At 70.6% G+C, this 16,267-nt stretch carries 14 protein-coding genes; 6 read left to right on the top strand and 8 right to left on the bottom strand.

The genetic code is table 11. The features are described from left to right. Positions 1 to 6: 6 nt before the first annotated feature. The 5 genes from mreC to folC all read right to left on the bottom strand — a co-directional run bounded on the left by mreC (position 7) and on the right by folC (position 4,865). The gene (gene mreC / locus ACZ6JY_RS01860; protein WP_469191209.1) at positions 7 to 1,002 is read right to left on the bottom strand and encodes a rod shape-determining protein MreC; all 996 of its coding nucleotides are present in this window, start codon (positions 1,000 to 1,002) and stop codon (positions 7 to 9) included. Positions 1,003 to 1,167: 165 nt separating this feature from the next. Continuing rightward, complete coding sequence (locus ACZ6JY_RS01855) at positions 1,168 to 2,187, bottom strand: rod shape-determining protein (RefSeq protein WP_447037417.1); 1,020 nt, start codon at positions 2,185 to 2,187, stop codon at positions 1,168 to 1,170. Positions 2,188 to 2,492: 305 nt separating this feature from the next. Then, a complete protein-coding gene (ndk, locus tag ACZ6JY_RS01850; protein WP_469191207.1) occupies positions 2,493 to 2,906 on the bottom strand; it encodes a nucleoside-diphosphate kinase in 414 nt (137 codons plus the stop codon). Positions 2,907 to 2,974: 68 nt separating this feature from the next. Next, positions 2,975 to 3,340: a DUF4233 domain-containing protein gene (locus tag ACZ6JY_RS01845; RefSeq protein ID WP_447037420.1), complete on the bottom strand. Its 366-nt coding sequence runs from the start codon at positions 3,338 to 3,340 to the stop codon at positions 2,975 to 2,977. A 4-nt stretch (positions 3,341 to 3,344) separates the two neighbouring features. Next, positions 3,345 to 4,865: a bifunctional tetrahydrofolate synthase/dihydrofolate synthase gene (gene folC, locus ACZ6JY_RS01840; protein WP_469191205.1), complete on the bottom strand. Its 1,521-nt coding sequence runs from the start codon at positions 4,863 to 4,865 to the stop codon at positions 3,345 to 3,347. Positions 4,866 to 5,020: 155 nt separating this feature from the next. On the opposite strand from folC, the gene ACZ6JY_RS01835 reads away from it, so the two are divergent. Then, complete coding sequence (locus ACZ6JY_RS01835; protein WP_469191203.1) at positions 5,021 to 6,031, top strand: rod shape-determining protein; 1,011 nt, start codon at positions 5,021 to 5,023, stop codon at positions 6,029 to 6,031. Between the two features lie 50 nt (positions 6,032 to 6,081). On the opposite strand, the gene ACZ6JY_RS01830 is transcribed toward ACZ6JY_RS01835, so the two are convergent. Then, complete coding sequence (locus ACZ6JY_RS01830; RefSeq protein WP_469191201.1) at positions 6,082 to 7,242, bottom strand: sensor histidine kinase; 1,161 nt, start codon at positions 7,240 to 7,242, stop codon at positions 6,082 to 6,084. Positions 7,243 to 7,367: 125 nt separating this feature from the next. Between ACZ6JY_RS01830 and ACZ6JY_RS01825 the strand changes: the two genes are divergently transcribed. Beyond that, the gene (locus tag ACZ6JY_RS01825; protein WP_469191199.1) at positions 7,368 to 8,033 is read left to right on the top strand and encodes a hypothetical protein; all 666 of its coding nucleotides are present in this window, start codon (positions 7,368 to 7,370) and stop codon (positions 8,031 to 8,033) included. Between the two features lie 93 nt (positions 8,034 to 8,126). Here ACZ6JY_RS01825 and ACZ6JY_RS01820 read toward each other — a convergent pair whose 3' ends face one another. Further along, positions 8,127 to 10,751 (bottom strand): valine--tRNA ligase, encoded by a 2,625-nt coding sequence (locus tag ACZ6JY_RS01820; protein ID WP_469191197.1) that lies wholly within the window; start codon positions 10,749 to 10,751, stop codon positions 8,127 to 8,129. A gap of 136 nt (positions 10,752 to 10,887) precedes the next feature. On the opposite strand from ACZ6JY_RS01820, the gene ACZ6JY_RS01815 reads away from it, so the two are divergent. From ACZ6JY_RS01815 to ACZ6JY_RS01800, 4 genes are all read left to right on the top strand, one after another. After that, the gene (locus tag ACZ6JY_RS01815) at positions 10,888 to 11,850 is read left to right on the top strand and encodes a hypothetical protein (protein WP_469191195.1); all 963 of its coding nucleotides are present in this window, start codon (positions 10,888 to 10,890) and stop codon (positions 11,848 to 11,850) included. Positions 11,851 to 12,038: 188 nt separating this feature from the next. Next, positions 12,039 to 13,073: a hypothetical protein gene (locus ACZ6JY_RS01810; RefSeq protein ID WP_469191193.1), complete on the top strand. Its 1,035-nt coding sequence runs from the start codon at positions 12,039 to 12,041 to the stop codon at positions 13,071 to 13,073. A 107-nt stretch (positions 13,074 to 13,180) separates the two neighbouring features. Further along, entirely contained in the window at positions 13,181 to 14,143 is a 963-nt protein-coding gene (locus tag ACZ6JY_RS01805) for a hypothetical protein (protein ID WP_469191191.1), read from the top strand. Further along, positions 14,140 to 14,856 carry a hypothetical protein gene (locus ACZ6JY_RS01800; protein ID WP_469191189.1) on the top strand — a complete coding sequence of 239 codons (717 nt, stop codon included), beginning with the start codon at positions 14,140 to 14,142 and terminating at the stop codon, positions 14,854 to 14,856. The genes ACZ6JY_RS01805 and ACZ6JY_RS01800 overlap by 4 nt, the downstream gene beginning before the upstream one ends. Positions 14,857 to 14,961: 105 nt before the next feature. Here ACZ6JY_RS01800 and clpX read toward each other — a convergent pair whose 3' ends face one another. Continuing rightward, positions 14,962 to 16,248 (bottom strand): ATP-dependent Clp protease ATP-binding subunit ClpX, encoded by a 1,287-nt coding sequence (gene clpX / locus ACZ6JY_RS01795; protein WP_469191187.1) that lies wholly within the window; start codon positions 16,246 to 16,248, stop codon positions 14,962 to 14,964. Positions 16,249 to 16,267 lie beyond the last annotated feature (19 nt).

Raw genomic sequence — 16,267 nt, 5'->3', positions numbered from 1 at the left:
GGACTCCTACTGCTCGTCGTCGTTGGCGGCACCGTCGGCCGGATCGGCAGCGCCGTCGGCCGGGTCTGCGGCACCGTCGGCCGGGGCCTGTCCCGAGGGGGTGGCCGTCACGGTCACCGTGGGCGTCGGCTTGGGCTTCTCGGGCTTCTTCGGCAGGACCGTGTCGCGCGGGTCCTCGCGGGGCGCCTCGACGACCACGCCGACGATGTCGAGCCGGGTGAAGCCGACGTAGGGCCGTACGTAGACGGTGCGGGTCAGGTCGCCGCCTGAGGGGTCCACGCGGACGACCTCGCCGACCGGCACGCCGGGCACGAACGGCTTGTCCTTGCGGGAGCCGAAGGTGACGAGGCGGTCGCCCTTCTTGACCTCGGACTTGCCGTTGAGAAGCTGGACGGAGAGCGGGCGGTCGCCCTGTCCGGTGGCGAAGCCGAGCTCGTCGGTCTTCTCCATGCGGGTGCCGACCGTGAAGTCGGGGTCGTTGGCGAGCAGGACGGTCGCGGTGCTGGGGCCGACCGTGGTGACGCGGCCGACCAGGCCGTCGCCGTTCAGGACGGTCATGTCGCGCTTGAGCCCGTCGTTGGCGCCCGCGTCGATGGTGACGGTCCAGGAGAAGCCCTGGGCCGCTCCTATGCCGATGACCTCCGCGCCCTTGATGCCGTACTGTCCGGCGCCCGCCTTCTTGAGCATGCTGTCGAGCTGGCGCACCCGGCTGCGGTTGCGGTCGTCGCTGCCGAGCCTGGCCTTCAACGCGGCGTTCTGGCGCTCCAGTTCGGCGATGCGGTCGTGCCGCTCGCCGGAGTCGCGGACCGCGCCGATGGCGTTGCCGATCGGGTCGACGGCGGAGGACATTCCCTCCTCGACCGGACCGAAGACGGTGGCGGCGGCCCGGCGGGCACCGTCGACCGGTGAGTCCTCGCCTCCGCGGATGTCCACCGTGATCAAAGCGAACGCGATGGCGATCAGCAGCACCAGGAGCAGCCGGCTCTCTCGTGTGTCCCTCACGTGCGGCGGCGTGCCTTCCTCAATCGGAATGACGTGGAATATGCGAGTTCCACGGAGTTCGGGGAAATTCCTCTGCCTTGCCGGGAATCTTCTGTCCTGCCTCTATATCAACGATCCGCCGCACGAAGTGGCAGGCACTCGTACGGCGGATCTTCGCGCGTCAGATCATCTGCGCGGCTGGGAGTCCAGCACCTGCTGCAACGCCTCGAACTCCTCGACGCACTTCCCGGAGCCGAGCGCCACGCTGTCGAGCGGGTTCTCGGCGATGTGGATCGGCATGCCGGTCTCGCGGCGCAGCCGCTCGTCGAGGCCGCGGAGCAGGGCGCCGCCACCGGTGAGGACGATGCCGCGGTCCATGACGTCGCCCGACAGCTCGGGCGGGCACTTGTCGAGGGTCGTCTTGACCGCGTCGACGATCGCGTTGACCGGCTCCTCGATGGCCTTGCGGACCTCGGCGGCGGAGATGACGACGGTCTTGGGCAGCCCGGAGACCAGGTCCCTGCCGCGGATCTCGGTGTGCTCGTCGGCGTCCATGTCGTACGCCGAACCGATGGTGATCTTGATCTGCTCGGCCGTGCGCTCGCCGAGGAGGAGGGAGTACTCCTTCTTGATGTGCTGGATGATCGCGTTGTCCAGCTCGTCGCCCGCGACGCGGATCGACTGTGCCGTCACGATTCCGCCGAGGCTGATGACCGCGACCTCGGTGGTGCCGCCGCCGATGTCCACCACCATGTTGCCCGTGGCCTCGTGGACCGGCAGGCCGGAGCCGATGGCCGCGGCCATGGGCTCCTCGATGATGTGCACCTGACGCGCGCCGGCCTGCGAGGAGGCCTCGATGACGGCGCGGCGCTCGACACCGGTGATGCCGGAGGGCACGCAGACGACGACGCGCGGACGGGCGAGGTAGCGCCGCTTGTGGATCTTCAGGATGAAGTAGCGGAGCATGCGCTCGGTGATCTCGAAGTCGGCGATCACGCCGTCCTTCAGAGGACGCACCGCGACGATGTTGCCGGGCGTGCGCCCGATCATCTTCTTCGCTTCCGCGCCCACCGCGAGAATGCCACCGGTGTTGGTGTTGATCGCGACGACGGACGGCTCGTTGAGCACGATCCCCCGACCCCTGACGTACACCAGCGTGTTGGCGGTCCCGAGGTCGACAGCCATGTCACGGCCGATGAACGACATGTTGTTCCCCATGAGGATGCGTCTGGCCTTCCCTATTGGAGCGTTTGATGGCTTTTTAGGTAGGCGAGGTGGGTGCTGTGTGGCAGTGGAGGCTTCCATCGTAGTCTCGGCCGCGCGAGGACGGCGCGAGGGTCTTCGCCATTGTCAGCAGATGACGTGCCGCCTCGCCCATAGAGACGTGCCATAAGGGCCACACGTTCCCCCGATTGGGGCGCATATGCCAAAGGACGGCCGAATTTGTTCGGCCGTCCGAGGTCAGGCGGGTTTCTTCCTGACGTATTGTCAGTTCGCGTCGCCGGCGAGCGTCACGCCACGCCCGGGAAGAAGATCTTCAGCTCGCGCTCGGCGGACTCCTCGGAGTCCGAGGCGTGGATCAGGTTCTCCCGCACGATGGTGCCGAAGTCACCCCGGATGGAGCCCGGCGCCGCGGCGATCGGGTCGGTCGGACCGGCGAGCGCGCGCACACCCTCGATGACCCGCTCGCCCTCGACGACGAGCGCGACGACCGGACCGGACGCCATGAAGGCGACCAGCGGCTCGTAGAAGGGCTTGCCCTTGTGCTCGCCGTAGTGCTGCTCCAGGGTGTCCTGGTCCAGCGAACGCAGCTCCAGCGCGGAGATCGTCCAGCCCGCCTTGCGCTCGACGCGGCCGATGATCTCGCCGATCAGGCCACGACGGACGGCGTCGGGCTTCAGCAGGACGAGGGTGCGCTGGCTCATGTGCGGCTCCAAAGTGTTTTCACGATCTTTACGATCACGTGGGATGGCCCGCACGATACCGGGGGCGGCTACGCGGTGTTACCTCCGGCCTCCGCCTGGCCCTCCGCCATGGCCGCGAACCTGGCCTTCGCCTCGTCGATCTGGCGTCCGAAGTGCACCGAGGCCCACCACAGGGCGGCGAACACCGCGCCCATGAAGAACATCACCGGGACCACGAAGCCGCTGGCGATCAGCCCGATCTGGAGGGCCCAGCCGAGCTGCACCCCGCCGGGCCGGGTGATGACACCGCAGAGCAGCACCGAGAGCAGCATCGCGATGCCACAGACCGTCCAGACCGTGCCCATGGACAGGTCCGGGTCCTTCATGGCGACGAGACCCGCGAAGCCGATGACGAAGAACTCGCCGATCAGGGTCGAAGCGCAGAGCGTACGCATAAGGTCAGCCTCTCCCCAGGAGCAGCCGGGCCTCGCCGACCGTGATGACGGAACCGGTGACGAGGACTCCGGCGCCCGCGAACTCCCCCTCTTCCTCGGCCAGGGTGATCGCGGCCTCCAGGGCGTCCGGGAGCCGCGGCTCGACCTGGACCCGCTCGTCGCCGAAGACCTCGACGGCGATGGCAGCCAGGTCGTCCGCGTCCATCGCGCGGTGGCTGCTGTTCTGCGTGACGACGACCTCGGCGAAGATCGGCTCGAAGGCTTCGAGGAGCCCCTTCACGTCCTTGTCGTCGCTCGCGCCGACCACGCCGATGAGGTTGCTGAAGTCGAAGGCCTCGCTGACGCCCGCCGCGGCGGCCCGCGCGCCCGCCGGGTTGTGCGCGGCGTCGAGCACGATGGTGGGCGAGCGGCGCACGACCTCCAGGCGGCCCGGCGACGCGACCGCGGCGAACGCCTTGCGGACCACGTCGATGTCGAGCGGACGCGCGTGCTGCGCGCCGACGCCGAAGAACGCCTCCACGGCCGCGAGCGCGACCGAGGCGTTGTGCGCCTGGTGCTCGCCGTGCAGGGGCAGGAACACCTCTTCGTACTCCCCGCCGAGTCCACGCAGCGTCATGAGCTGGCCGCCGACGGCGACCTGCCGGGAGACGACACCGAATTCGAGGCCCTGGCGGGCGACGGTCGCGTCGACCTCGACGGCCTTCTTCAGGAGCACCTGCGCGGCGTCCACCGGCTGCTGGGCGAGGATCACCGTCGCGTCCTGCTTGATGATCCCGGACTTCTCGGCGGCGATCTCGCCCGGCGTGGAGCCGAGGCGGTCGGTGTGGTCCAGGTCGATGGGGGTCACGACGGCGACGGAGCCGTCGATGACGTTCGTCGCGTCCCAGCTTCCGCCCATGCCGACCTCGACGACGGCCACGTCCACGGGGGCGTCGGCGAAGGCCGCGTACGCCATGCCGGTGAGGACCTCGAAGAAGGAGAGGCGGAACTCCTCCTTGGCGTCGACCAGCTCCACGTACGGCTTGATGTCGTGGTACGCCTCGACGAAGCGCTCGGCCTCGATGGGGGCGCCGTCCAGGCTGATCCGCTCGGTGATGGACTGCACGTGCGGCGAGGTGTACCGCCCGGTGCGCAGCTCGAAGGCGGAGAGCAGGGCCTCGATCATCCGGGCCGTGGACGTCTTGCCGTTCGTCCCCGTGATGTGGATCGAGGGGTACGCGCGCTGGGGCTCACCCAGGACGTCCATCAGCGCGGCGATGCGCCGGACGGAGGGCTCCAGCTTCGTCTCGCCCCAGCGCCCGGCGAGCTCGGTCTCCACCTCGCGCAGCGCCTTGTCCACCTCGGGGTCGGTGGGACGGGCGGGGATGTCGCCCTCGGGCGGGCCCGCCTGGGTGCGCAGGGTGCGGCTGCCCGCCTCGATCACCGCGAGGTCGGGGTCCCGGTCGGTCTCGGCGCCGACGATGTCCTCGAAGGCGTCGTCGGGGTCGGTGGGTCGGTCGTCGTCGTGCGGGGGGAGGTCACTCACGCACGCCAGTCTACGGAGCGCCACCGACACACGCGGTCAGGCCCCGCCCGGGACCTCCGAGGCGCCGCGAGCGGCCCTCGTCGGGACTTTAGACCCGTCCGATTCGGGACCAAAGTCCCTCCGCTTCGCAGGACTACCGGGCAAACTTGGTGATCATGGACATAGGTATCGACCTCGGCACTGCGAACACCCTTCTCTACGTACGCGGAAAGGGCATCGTGCTCAACGAGCCGTCCGTGGTCGCCGTGCGGGAGGGCGGCAGGGGCGGGGTGCTCGCCGTCGGGACCGAGGCCAAGGAGACGATCGGTCGCACCCCCGGGTCCATCACCGCGATCCGGCCGCTGCGGGACGGCGTGATCAGCGACTACGAGGCCGCCGAGGAGATGATCCGGCACTTCGTGCGCAAGGCCCTGTCCGGCCGGCGCCCCCGTACGCGCATGGTCGTGTGCGTGCCCAGCGGGGTGACGCCCGTCGAGCGGCGGGCCATCGTGCACGCGTCGCAGCGGGCCGGGGCCAAGGCCGTGCACCTGATCGAGGAGCCGATGGCCGCCGCGATCGGGGCGGGGCTGCCGGTCGCCGAGCCGCGCGGCTCGATGGTCGTCGACATCGGCGGCGGCACCACCGAGGTCGCCGTCATCTCGCTCGGCGGCATCGTCACGGCCCAGTCGCTGCGGGTGGGCGGGGACCGCTTCGACCAGGCGATCACCGACTTCGTGCGCAAGCAGCACGGGCTCCTGGTGGGCGAGCGCACCGCCGAGGACGTCAAGGTCGCCATCGGCTCGGCGTGGCCCGTGCCGGGCCAGGAGGAGTTCGAGCAGCGGACGTTCACCCTGCGGGGCCGGGAGAAGGTGGGCGGCCTGCCCAAGACCCTGGACCTGACGGTGCGCGAGGCCCGTTCGGCTTTGGACGAGCCGGTGGAGCAGATCATCGCCGCGGTCCGGGCGACGCTGGAGGAGTGCCCGCCGGAGCTGTCCGGCGACATCATGGAGCACGGCATCGTGCTGACCGGCGGCGGCGCCCTGCTGCCGGGCCTCGATCTGCGCATCGCCTCCGCCACCGGCATCCCGGTCTTCGTGGCCGACGATCCGCTGGACAGCGTGGCCCTCGGCTGCGGCAAGTGCGTGGAGGACTTCGACGCCCTGGAGAAGGCGACGACGGCCGGTTAGGGCCTGTCGTTTGGATCATCTCGGCGTCGCGGGCCCTGGCCGCGGCCGCCTCAGGTCAGCTCGCCCGCCGGGAGCACCGCCCTGACCTCGTACGTCCCCTCGCCCGGCCCCGCCGTGAACTCGCCGCCCACCGCGCGGACGCGCTCGGCCATCCCCGTCGTCCCCGTGCCCGCCGAGACGGGGGCGGCGGCCGGGGCCGACGTGGGCAGGGCGTTGCGGACCGTGATGCCCAGGCGTCCCTCCGACACGCTGACGCGGACCGAGACCGGCTCGCCCGGCGCGTGCTTGGCCGCGTTCGTCAGGCACTCCTGGACCACCCGGTGGACCGCGGCCTGACGCAGCGGGGAGAGCCGGTGGGCGGCGTCCTCGACCACGAGCGTGACGGGGCTGCCCGACTCACCGCTGCGCCGGGCGAGCTCCGGGAGGGCGTCGACGCCGGGGGTCGGGGTGCCGTCGGCGCCGCGCTGCACGATGATCTCGTTCAGCATCCGGTGGGCGCTGCGCGCCGTCTCCGACAGCTCCTCGAAGCCGTCCTCGAAGGGGCCGCCCGCGGCCCGCCGCGCCAGCACCTGCGAGCGCACGCTGAGCAGCGTCAGCTCGCGGCCGACGAAGTCGTGCACGTCACTCGCGATGCGGACGCGCTCCTGCTGGACGGCGTGCAGCGTGTCCGTCTCCGCGCGCTGTGCGGCGAGGGCGCGGACCAGGTCCTGCCGGTTGGCCGCGACGCCGACCCCGGCGGCGAGCACGCCGATCGGGACGACCAGGCTGAGGAAGTCGGTGAGCGTCTCGCCCCGGTGGGGCGGCCAGCCGGGGAACAGGAAGAGGCCGTAGGCGCAGGCCACGTAGCCGATGACGCCGAGTGTTCCGGCGCGCCGCCCGCGGTGCTTGCCCAGGGAGTACAGCGCGAACTGCGCCAGGGTCAGCTCGTGCAGCCAGCCGAGCAGGAACAGCGCCACGGCGTACGGCAGCCAGGGCGCCGAGCGGCGGAGCAGCAGCGAGGCGGCGCCCGCCGCGAGGACGAGGACGGCCAGCGGGCCGTTGAGGGAGTTGTCCGCCGCGGCGAGGCCGGGCACGTCCAGGCTCATCAGGGCAAACGCGCTGAGCGCCGTCAGCAGGTCGAGCGCCCCCGGCCGCCGTGCCCAGCGCCGGGCGAGGCGGCGGCCGCCGGCCGCCGCCCGGCGTATCGCCTGGCCGGCGGGGCGGTCGTGCATGCCCTCCATCATCCAGGGTCCGACGGACCCCTATGATCGGACTTATGACCCTGATGTGGTGATGTGCGGCACTTGTCGCCGCGCGGCTCACGGGTTCCCGTCCTCACCATGGGTCAAATCTGACCATGTGGTATGCCCAAGATTCCGCGCGAAAGACCCATCAGCTCGTCGGTGACGCCGTGGTCTTCCTGTGGACCGCGCTGTGGGCCGCCGCCGCGGTCAGCACGTACCGGCTGGCCTGTTCCCTCGCCGTCCCCCAGGCCCTCCAGGAGCACCGGGCGCCGTTCCCCCTGATCGGCGGGCCCCTCGACACCGCCGTGCGGCGCGTGACGGCCGCCGTCGACACCATGGACCCGGTGCTCGTCCGCGTGGGCATGGCCGTGGGCGCCCTCGCCCTCTTCGTCGTGCCGGCCGGCCTGCTCGTCGTCCTCTGGCTGCCGCGCAGGCTCCGCTGGGTCCGGCAGGCGGGCACGGCCAAGGACCTCGCCGCCTCCGCCGACGGCCGCGATCTGCTCGCCCTGCGCTCCCTGCTCCAGCCGCTGGACGAGCTGGCCGTCACCGCGACGGAGATCTCCGGCACGACTCCGGGCAGCCTGGCCCGGGGCTGGCGCCAGGGCGACCCGGAGATCCTCGACGCCCTCGCGTGCGCGGAGCTCCACCGGCTCGGCCTGGAGCCGCCGCCGTCGGACGCCCCGGAGCCGGCGCCCGCGGAACCCGCCGAGCCCGTCGGCCTCATCGCCCCCTCACCCGCCGCCGACGACCGAACCCCCGATACGCACGGCGTGAGCTGAGCGGCTCGCCCTCGTACGTACGCCGAAGGCCCCCGGAACCGAGTCGGTTCCGGGGGCCTTCGTGCACGTACGCCGTCGTACGGCCGGGCGGCGTCACGCCGCCGGCAGGGCCTCCAGCTGGGCCTGGAGGCGGGCGATGTCGGCGTCCGCCTTGGTCAGGCGGCCACGGATCTTGTCGACCACGTTGTCCGGCGCCTTGGCGAGGAACGCCTCATTGCCGAGCTTGGCGTTGGCCTGCGCCTTCTCCTTCTCGGCGGCGGCCAGGTCCTTGGCGAGGCGCTTGCGCTCGGCGGCCACGTCGATGGTGCCGGACAGGTCGAGCGCGACGGTGGCGCCCGAGACCGGCAGCGTCGCCGTCGCCGTGAAGGCGTCACCCTCCGGCTGGAGGCGGAGCAGCTGGCGGATGGCGGCCTCGTGCGGGGCGAGCGCCGTACCGTCGAGGGCCAGCCGTGCCGGGACCTTCTGGCCCGGCTGGAGGCCCTGGTCGGCGCGGAAGCGGCGAACCTCGGTGATGACCTGCTGGAGGGTCTCGATCTCCCGCTCGGCACCGGCGTCGCGGAAGCCGCTGTCCGAGGGCCAGTCGGCGATGACGAGCGACTCGCCGCCGGTCAGCGCGGTCCAGAGCGTCTCGGTCACGAACGGCACGATCGGGTGCAGCAGCCGCAGCGTGACGTCGAGGACCTCACCCAGGACGCGGGCCGAGGCCTTCGCGCCCTCGCCGCCCGCCATGAACGTCGTCTTGGACAGCTCGACGTACCAGTCGAAGACCTCGTCCCACGCGAAGTGGAAGAGGGCGTCCGAGAGCTTGGCGAACTGGTAGTCGTCGTAGAGCGCGTCGACTTCGGCGACCGTCGCGTTGAGGCGGGAGAGCACCCAGCGGTCGGTGGCGGACAGCTTCTCGGCCGGGGGCAGCTCGCCCTCGACCGTGGCGCCGTTCATCATCGCGAAGCGCGTGGCGTTCCAGATCTTGTTGGCGAAGTTGCGCGAGCCCTGGACCCAGTCCTCGCCGATCGGCACGTCGGTGCCGGGGTTGGCACCGCGGGCGAGCGTGAAGCGCAGGGCGTCGGAGCCGTACTTGTCCATCCAGTCGAGCGGATTGACCGCGTTCCCGAAGGACTTCGACATCTTCTTGCCGAACTGGTCGCGGACCATGCCGTGCAGCACGATCGTGTGGAACGGCGGGGTGCCGTCCATCGCGTAGAGGCCGAACATCATCATCCGGGCGACCCAGAAGAAGAGGATGTCGTAGCCGGTGACCAGGACGGAGTTCGGGTAGAACTTCGCGAGGCTGTCGGTCCGCTCGGGCCAGCCGAGCGTGGAGAACGGCCACAGTCCTGAGGAGAACCACGTGTCGAGCACGTCGTGGTCCTGCGTCCAGCCCTCGCCGGTCGGCGCCTCGTCGTCGGGTCCGACGCAGACGACCTCGCCGTTCGGCCCGTACCAGACCGGAATCCGGTGGCCCCACCAGAGCTGGCGCGAGATGCACCAGTCGTGGAGGTTGTCGACCCAGTCGAAGTAGCGCTTCTCCATCTCCTGCGGGTGGATCTTGACCTTGCCGTCGCGGACCGCGTCACCGGCGGCCTTCGCGAGCGGGCCGACCTTGACCCACCACTGCATGGACAGGCGCGGCTCGATGGTGGTCTTGCAGCGGGAGCAGTGGCCGACCGAGTGCGTGTACGGGCGCTTCTCGGCGACGATGCGGCCCTCGGCGCGCAGGGCGCCGACGATGGCCGAGCGGGCTTCGAGCCGGTCGAGGCCCTGGAACGGCCCGGGGACGGTGATGACCGCGTGCTCGTCCATGACCGCGATGTTCGGCAGGTCGTGGCGCCGGCCGATCTCGAAGTCGTTCGGGTCGTGCGCCGGGGTCACCTTGACGGCGCCGGTGCCGAACTCGGGGTCGACGTGCTCGTCGGCGACGACCGGGATCGTGCGGTCGGTCAGCGGCAGCTTGATCTGCTTGCCGATGAGGTGCTTGTACCGCTCGTCCTCGGGGTGGACCGCGACGGCGGTGTCACCGAGCATCGTCTCGGCGCGGGTGGTGGCGACGACGATGGTGTCGTCCCCCTCGCCGTACTTCATCGAGACGAGCTCGCCGTCGTCGTCCTGGTACTCGACCTCGATGTCCGAGATCGCCGTGAGACAGCGGGGACACCAGTTGATGATGCGCTCGGCGCGGTAGATCAGCTCGTCGTCGTAGAGCTTCTTGAAGATGGTCTGGACGGACCGGGAGAGGCCCTCGTCCATCGTGAACCGCTCACGGTCCCAGTCGACGCCGTCGCCGAGGCGGCGCATCTGGCCGGAGATCTGGCCGCCGGACTCGCCCTTCCACTTCCAGACGCGCTCGATGAACGCCTCGCGCCCGAGGTCGTGGCGGGACTTGCCCTCCTTGCCGAGCTCACGCTCCACCACGTTCTGCGTGGCGATGCCCGCGTGGTCCATGCCGGGCTGCCAGAGCGTCTCGTGGCCCTGCATGCGCTTGCGGCGGGTGAGGGCGTCGATCAGCGTGTGCTCGAAGGCGTGGCCGAGGTGGAGCGCGCCGGTCACGTTCGGCGGCGGGATGACGACGGTGTACGGCGGCTTCTCGCTCTTCTCGTCGGCCGAGAAGTAACCCCGTTCCACCCAGCGCTCGTACAGCGGCCCCTCTACCTCGGCCGGCGCGTACTGGGTCGGCAGTTCGGGAGTGGTCGCTGGGGGCTGCTGCTGAGCGTTCTCGGTCACGCGGTCAGTTTAGAGGGGTCACCGAGCGGTCCCGAAACCGGAATCTTCGGTAACGGTTGTCTCCGGGCTCCCCACGGGGCCGCGGCTTCCTTCAGGATGTCCGGGACACATCAGCATTCACGGGGGGACCCACACGATGAGCGACAACCAGCCGGGCCCGTACGGGCAGCAGCCCCAGCAGCCGGGACCCTACGGCCAGCAGCCGCAGCAGCCCCCGCAGCCAGGACCGTACGGACAGCAGCCGCAGCCCGGTTACGGTCAGCCGGGTGGCGGCCAGCAGCCGCAGCCCGGTTACGGCTACCCCCAGCAGCCCCCGCAGCAGCCCGGCTACAGCCAGCCGCAGCAGCCCGGCCCCTACGGGCAGCAGCCCCAGGCCCCGTACGGGCAGGTCACGCCGCCGCCCCCGCCGTCCGGCGGCGGCGGCAAGAAGAAAACGGGCCTGGTCATCGGCGCCGTGGCCGTGGTCGCGGCCATCGGCGTGGGCGCGTACTTCGTCCTCGGCGGCGGGGGCGGCGGCTCCGCCTCGGTCGAGGACGACGGGGCGCACAAGCTGGTGCCGCCGGCCTCGGTGGGCGACTACAAGCAGAACGCCGGCGACGCGCCCGACGACGGCCCGCTCGGCTCCGGCGACAAGAAGAGCGCCGAGGAGATCGGCATCAAGAACCCCGAGAACGTCTCGGCCGCGTACCAGTCGGGTGAGGCCTTCAAGGGGAAGCAGATGAGCTTCCAGGGCATGTACGGCGAGATCGACGACCCGGAGAAGGCCGTCGACGACGGCTTCGCCAAGGCCAAGGAGAACTCCGAGAAGGGCACGGGCGACAACGCGGGCGACCCCGAGGAGATCAAGCTCGTCGGCGAGCCCGAGACCGTCACGCCCTCCGGCCTCGACAACGCCGTCATGAAGTGCCAGTCCGCCAGCTTCAAGGAGGGCAGCAAGGCGACGGAGCTGCCGATCTGCATATGGGCGGACCACAGCACGTACGGCATCGTCTTCGGCATCGACGCCGGCGCGATGATCAAGGGCGGCGACGGCATCCCCACGGACGACGTGGCGCAGTTCGCCACCGACCTGCGCAAGGCGGCCCGCGTCAAGGCGTGACGGTGGGCGTACGTGAACGAAGGGCCCGGAAGCGCCGCGCGCTCCCGGGCCCTCGTGCGCCGGGCGTCGGTCCGGTCTCTGGTACAGCCCCTCAACAACTGCGCATCGATCCGGTCCGTCCGCCCCGTGCCCTGTCCGCATCCGCGAGGATGTTCGTCAGACATAAGCATCGGGAGGGAACCCCAGTAATGAGCTACAACCAGCCGGGCCCGTACGGCGGGCAGCAGCCCCAGCAGCCCGGGCCGTACGGCCAGCAGCCGCAGCAGCCGGGCCCCCACGGCCAGCCGCCGCAGGCTCCGCCGCCCGGCTACGGCTATCCGCAGCAGGCTCCCCCGCCCCAGCCCCAGCAGGGCTACGGCTATCCGCAGCAGGCCCCGCAGCAGGGCTACAGCCAGCCCCAGCAGCCGGGCCCCTACGGGCAGGCCCCCGGTCAGATGCCGCCCCCGCCGCCGAGCGGAGGCGGCGGCAAGAAGGTCGGCCTGATCATCGCCTCGGTCGTCGTGGTCGCCGCGGCGGCGGTCGGCGGCTACTTCGTCCTCGCGGGCGGGGACGACGACAAGGGCGGCAAGAACGGCGGCTCCTCGGACGTGGCGGGCGGCGGTGGCGACGACAGCGGCGTCAAGGACGACGGCCCGCACAAGCTGACGACGCCGGAGACGGTCCTCGTGGACTACAAGAAGGAGCCCGGCGACGCCTCGAGCTCCAGCGGCGTCGACCTCGACAAGGCCGAGGCGGCCGGCGTGAAGAACGCCAAGGACGTGTCGGCCCAGTACAAGTCGGGCGGTGACGACAACCCGATGGCGCAGAAGATCGTGAGCTTCGGCGGCGTCTACGGCGACATCGACGACCCCGAGGACGTCGTCGACAAGATGTTCGCCAACGCCGAGAAGAAGCAGCAGGAGGGCGCCACCGCCAACGGCGGGAAGGTCACGCTGGTGGGCAGCCCCAAGGAGTACACGCCGAGCGGACTCGACGGCGCCGTGCTCAAATGCCAGGAGATGAAGGTCGACATCGGCGGCGGCGCGGGCACCACCGGCTCCACGACCGGCTCCTCCGCACCGAAGAACATGTCCGCGTCGACCTGCATCTGGGGCGACCACAGCACCATCGGTTACGTCGTCGGCACGGACGTGGCGAGCGCCCTGTCCGGCACGTCCGTCGACCTCGACGAGGCCGCCACGAACTCGGCCAAGCTCCGTACGGACGTGCGCGTCAAGCTCTGACGCCACGCCGCTGTGTGACGACGGAATGTGGGGCCCCGGTCGGCGGACCGGGGCCTCTGCGTCAGGATGTCGGCATCACATAAACGCTCCAAGGGGGAACCCACGCGATGAGCCACAACCAGCCGGGCCCGTACGGCGGCCAGCCCCAGCAGCCGGGTCCGTACGGCGGCCAGCCCCAGCAGCCGAATCCGTACGGCCAGCAGCCCGGCCCCTACGGCGGCGGCCAGCCCCAGCAGCCGGGCCCCTACGGGCCGCCCCAGCAGGCGCCCCAGCCCGGCTACGGATACCCGCAGCAGCAGCCCGGATACGGCCATCCGCAGCAGCCGGGCCCCTATGGTCAGCTCCCGCCGCAGGCGCCCTACGGGCAGGTGCCGCCCCCGCCGCCCGGTGGCGGCGGCGGGAAGAAGGCCGGGTTCGTCATCGGCTCGGTAGCCGTCGTGGCCGCGATCGGCGTCGGCGCGTACTTCGTCCTCGGCGGCGGCGACAGCGGCGGCGGCTCCTCCTCGGTCGCCGACGACGGCCCGCACAAGCTGTCCGCGCCCGCCACGCTCCTCGGCGACTACGAGAAGCAGGAGGGCCAGAGCGGCGAGGGCTTCAACGCCAGTGACATGGCCGCCGCGGAGAAGGCCGGCGTGAAGGACCCCAAGGACGTCAACGCCGGCTACGAGACGGGCGACGAGAGCAACCCCCTGGCGCAGAAGGCCATTCAGTACATGGGCGTCTACGGCGAGATCGACGACCCCGAGAAGGTCGTCGACGGCATGTTCGCCAAGATCAAGAAGGATTCAGAGAAGAGCAGCACGGAGACGGGCAGCCTCGTCGGCCCCCTGAAGGACTTCAGCACCGACGACGCGGTCCTCAAGTGCCAGGAATCCGTGATCAAGAACAAGAACGCGGGCGCCTCGGCCCCCAAGGAGATCCGTATGCCGGTCTGCATGTGGGGCGACCACAGCACCGTCGCCGTCGTGGTCCCGGTCGAGGTCGCCGACGCGATGGCGGGCAAGGTGTCGCTCGACGACGCCTCGGCCACCACGCTGAAGGTCCGCGAGGAAGTCCGCGTCAAGCTGTGACGAGCGGCAGAGGGGGCAAGAGGCGGAGCGGGTTCGTCATCGGCGCCGCGGTCGCGGTGGCCGCGGCGGCCCTCGGCGGCTGTCAGCTCCTCGACCGGAGCGACGGCGACGGCGACGGCGGCCGCTCCGTCGCCGACGACGGCAGGACGTACGAGCTGACGACGCCCGCGACCGTCCTCGGCGGCGCCTACAAGGCGGTGGACTCCATCGGCGGCATCGCCGTCCGCAGCGGCGAGCTGAAGGGCATGGAGAGCATGGGCGTCGCCAAGCCCGAGGCCGTCACCGCCCAGTACCTGGCGGGCAAGGGCGCCGGCCAGCGGTCGATCACGTACTCCGGTGTCCACGGCGAGGTCGACGACCCCGAGAAGGTCGTGGACGCCCTGTTCGCCGAGATGGAGCGGAAGGCGTCGGAGGGGGACAGCGGCGTGACGTTCGTCGGCGGCCCCGAGGAGTTCACTCCGGACGGCTTCACGGACGCGGTCATGAAGTGCCAGGCGTCCGAGCTGCGGACGGGCACCGACGGCACCGCGGGCGCCGACGGCACCCCGAAGAGCTTCCGGACCCCGATGTGCGTCTGGGGCGACCACAGCACCATCGGCTACGTCTCCCCCACCGACGCGGGGGCCGCCTCCCGCGGCGAGAAGCCCTCCCTGGCCGCCACGGCGAAGCTGACCGCCGAGCTGCGCGCCGACGTCCGCGTCGAGGTCAAGTAGCCCCGCGCACACGGCAGTACGGCCGGGTACGACGAAGGGGCGCCCCGCGAATCACTTCGCGGGGCGCCCCTTCGGCTTACGCCGTACTGCTCGCTCGGCTTTCGCCTACGCGGACTTCTGCTCGCCGGTACCAGGACCGCGCACCTCACGCGGCACCAGCGTCGGGTTCACGTTCGAACGGACGACGTCCGCCGTGATGACGACGCGGGCGACGTCCTTGCGGGACGGCACCTCGTACATCACCGACTGGAGGACCTCCTCCATGATGGCGCGCAGGCCGCGCGCGCCGGTCTGGCGGAGGATCGCCTGGTCCGCGATGGCCTCAAGCGCCTCGCGCTCGAAGTCAAGCTCCACGCCGTCGAGTTCGAACAGGCGCTGGTACTGCTTCACCAGGGCGTTGCGCGGCTCGACGAGGATCTGGAGCAGCGCCTCGCGGTCGAGGTTGTGGACCGAGGTGATCACGGGGAGGCGGCCGATGAACTCGGGGATCATCCCGAACTTCACCAGGTCCTCCGGCATGATGTCCTCGAACTGGTCCTTCTCCTCCATCTCGCGCTTCGAGCGGATGGTGGCACCGAAGCCGATGCCCTTCGCGCCCGCCCGCGACTCGATGATCTTCTCGAGGCCGGCGAAGGCGCCGCCCACGATGAAGAGCACGTTCGTCGTGTCGATCTGGATGAACTCCTGGTGCGGGTGCTTGCGGCCGCCCTGCGGGGGGACCGAGGCGGTGGTGCCCTCCAGGATCTTCAGCAGGGCCTGCTGGACGCCCTCGCCGCTGACGTCGCGCGTGATCGACGGGTTCTCGCTCTTGCGGGCCACCTTGTCGATCTCGTCGATGTAGATGATGCCCGTCTCGGCCTTCTTGACGTCGTAGTCAGCGGCCTGGATGAGCTTCAGCAGGATGTTCTCGACGTCCTCGCCGACATAGCCCGCCTCCGTCAGCGCCGTCGCGTCCGCGATGGCGAACGGCACGTTCAGCATCCGGGCGAGCGTCTGCGCGAGCAGCGTCTTGCCGGAGCCGGTCGGGCCGAGCAGAAGGATGTTGGACTTCGCGAGTTCGATCGCGTCGTCACGGCCCTGCGCCCCGCCGTTCTCTCCGGCCTGGACGCGCTTGTAGTGGTTGTACACCGCTACCGAGAGGGCCTTCTTCGCGGGCTCCTGGCCCACCACGTAGCCCTCAAGGAATTCGTAGATCTCGCGAGGCTTGGGCAGTTCCTCCCAGCGCACCTCGCTCGTCTCCGCGAGCTCTTCCTCGATGATCTCGTTACAGAGGTCGATGCACTCATCGCAGATGTACACACCGGGGCCTGCGATGAGCTTTTTGACCTGCTTCTGACTCTTTCCGCAGAACGAGCACTTGAGCAGATCGCCGCCGTCACCGATGCGTGCCACGAGGTGCTTCCCCTTCGCC

Source organism: Streptomyces sp. NPDC046335, assembly GCF_055587985.1.
The sequence above is the reverse complement of the archived record's forward strand: the minus strand, read 5'-3'. Positions and strand labels throughout refer to the sequence as shown.

Excerpts from the sequence above, each read along its gene's own strand:
- ACZ6JY_RS01855 (WP_447037417.1), bottom strand. The coding sequence starts at position 2,187 with ATGTCGTTCATCGGCCGTGACATGGCTGTCGACCTCGGGACCGCCAAC.
- ACZ6JY_RS01815 (WP_469191195.1), top strand. The coding sequence starts at position 10,888 with ATGAGCGACAACCAGCCGGGCCCGTACGGGCAGCAGCCCCAGCAGCCG.
- ACZ6JY_RS01825 (WP_469191199.1), top strand. The coding sequence starts at position 7,368 with ATGTGGTATGCCCAAGATTCCGCGCGAAAGACCCATCAGCTCGTCGGT.
- ACZ6JY_RS01845 (WP_447037420.1), bottom strand. The coding sequence starts at position 3,340 with ATGCGTACGCTCTGCGCTTCGACCCTGATCGGCGAGTTCTTCGTCATC.
- ACZ6JY_RS01835 (WP_469191203.1), top strand. The coding sequence starts at position 5,021 with ATGGACATAGGTATCGACCTCGGCACTGCGAACACCCTTCTCTACGTA.
- ACZ6JY_RS01805 (WP_469191191.1), top strand. The coding sequence starts at position 13,181 with ATGAGCCACAACCAGCCGGGCCCGTACGGCGGCCAGCCCCAGCAGCCG.
- ACZ6JY_RS01830 (WP_469191201.1), bottom strand. The coding sequence starts at position 7,242 with ATGCACGACCGCCCCGCCGGCCAGGCGATACGCCGGGCGGCGGCCGGC.
- ACZ6JY_RS01810 (WP_469191193.1), top strand. The coding sequence starts at position 12,039 with ATGAGCTACAACCAGCCGGGCCCGTACGGCGGGCAGCAGCCCCAGCAG.
- ndk (WP_469191207.1), bottom strand. The coding sequence starts at position 2,906 with ATGAGCCAGCGCACCCTCGTCCTGCTGAAGCCCGACGCCGTCCGTCGT.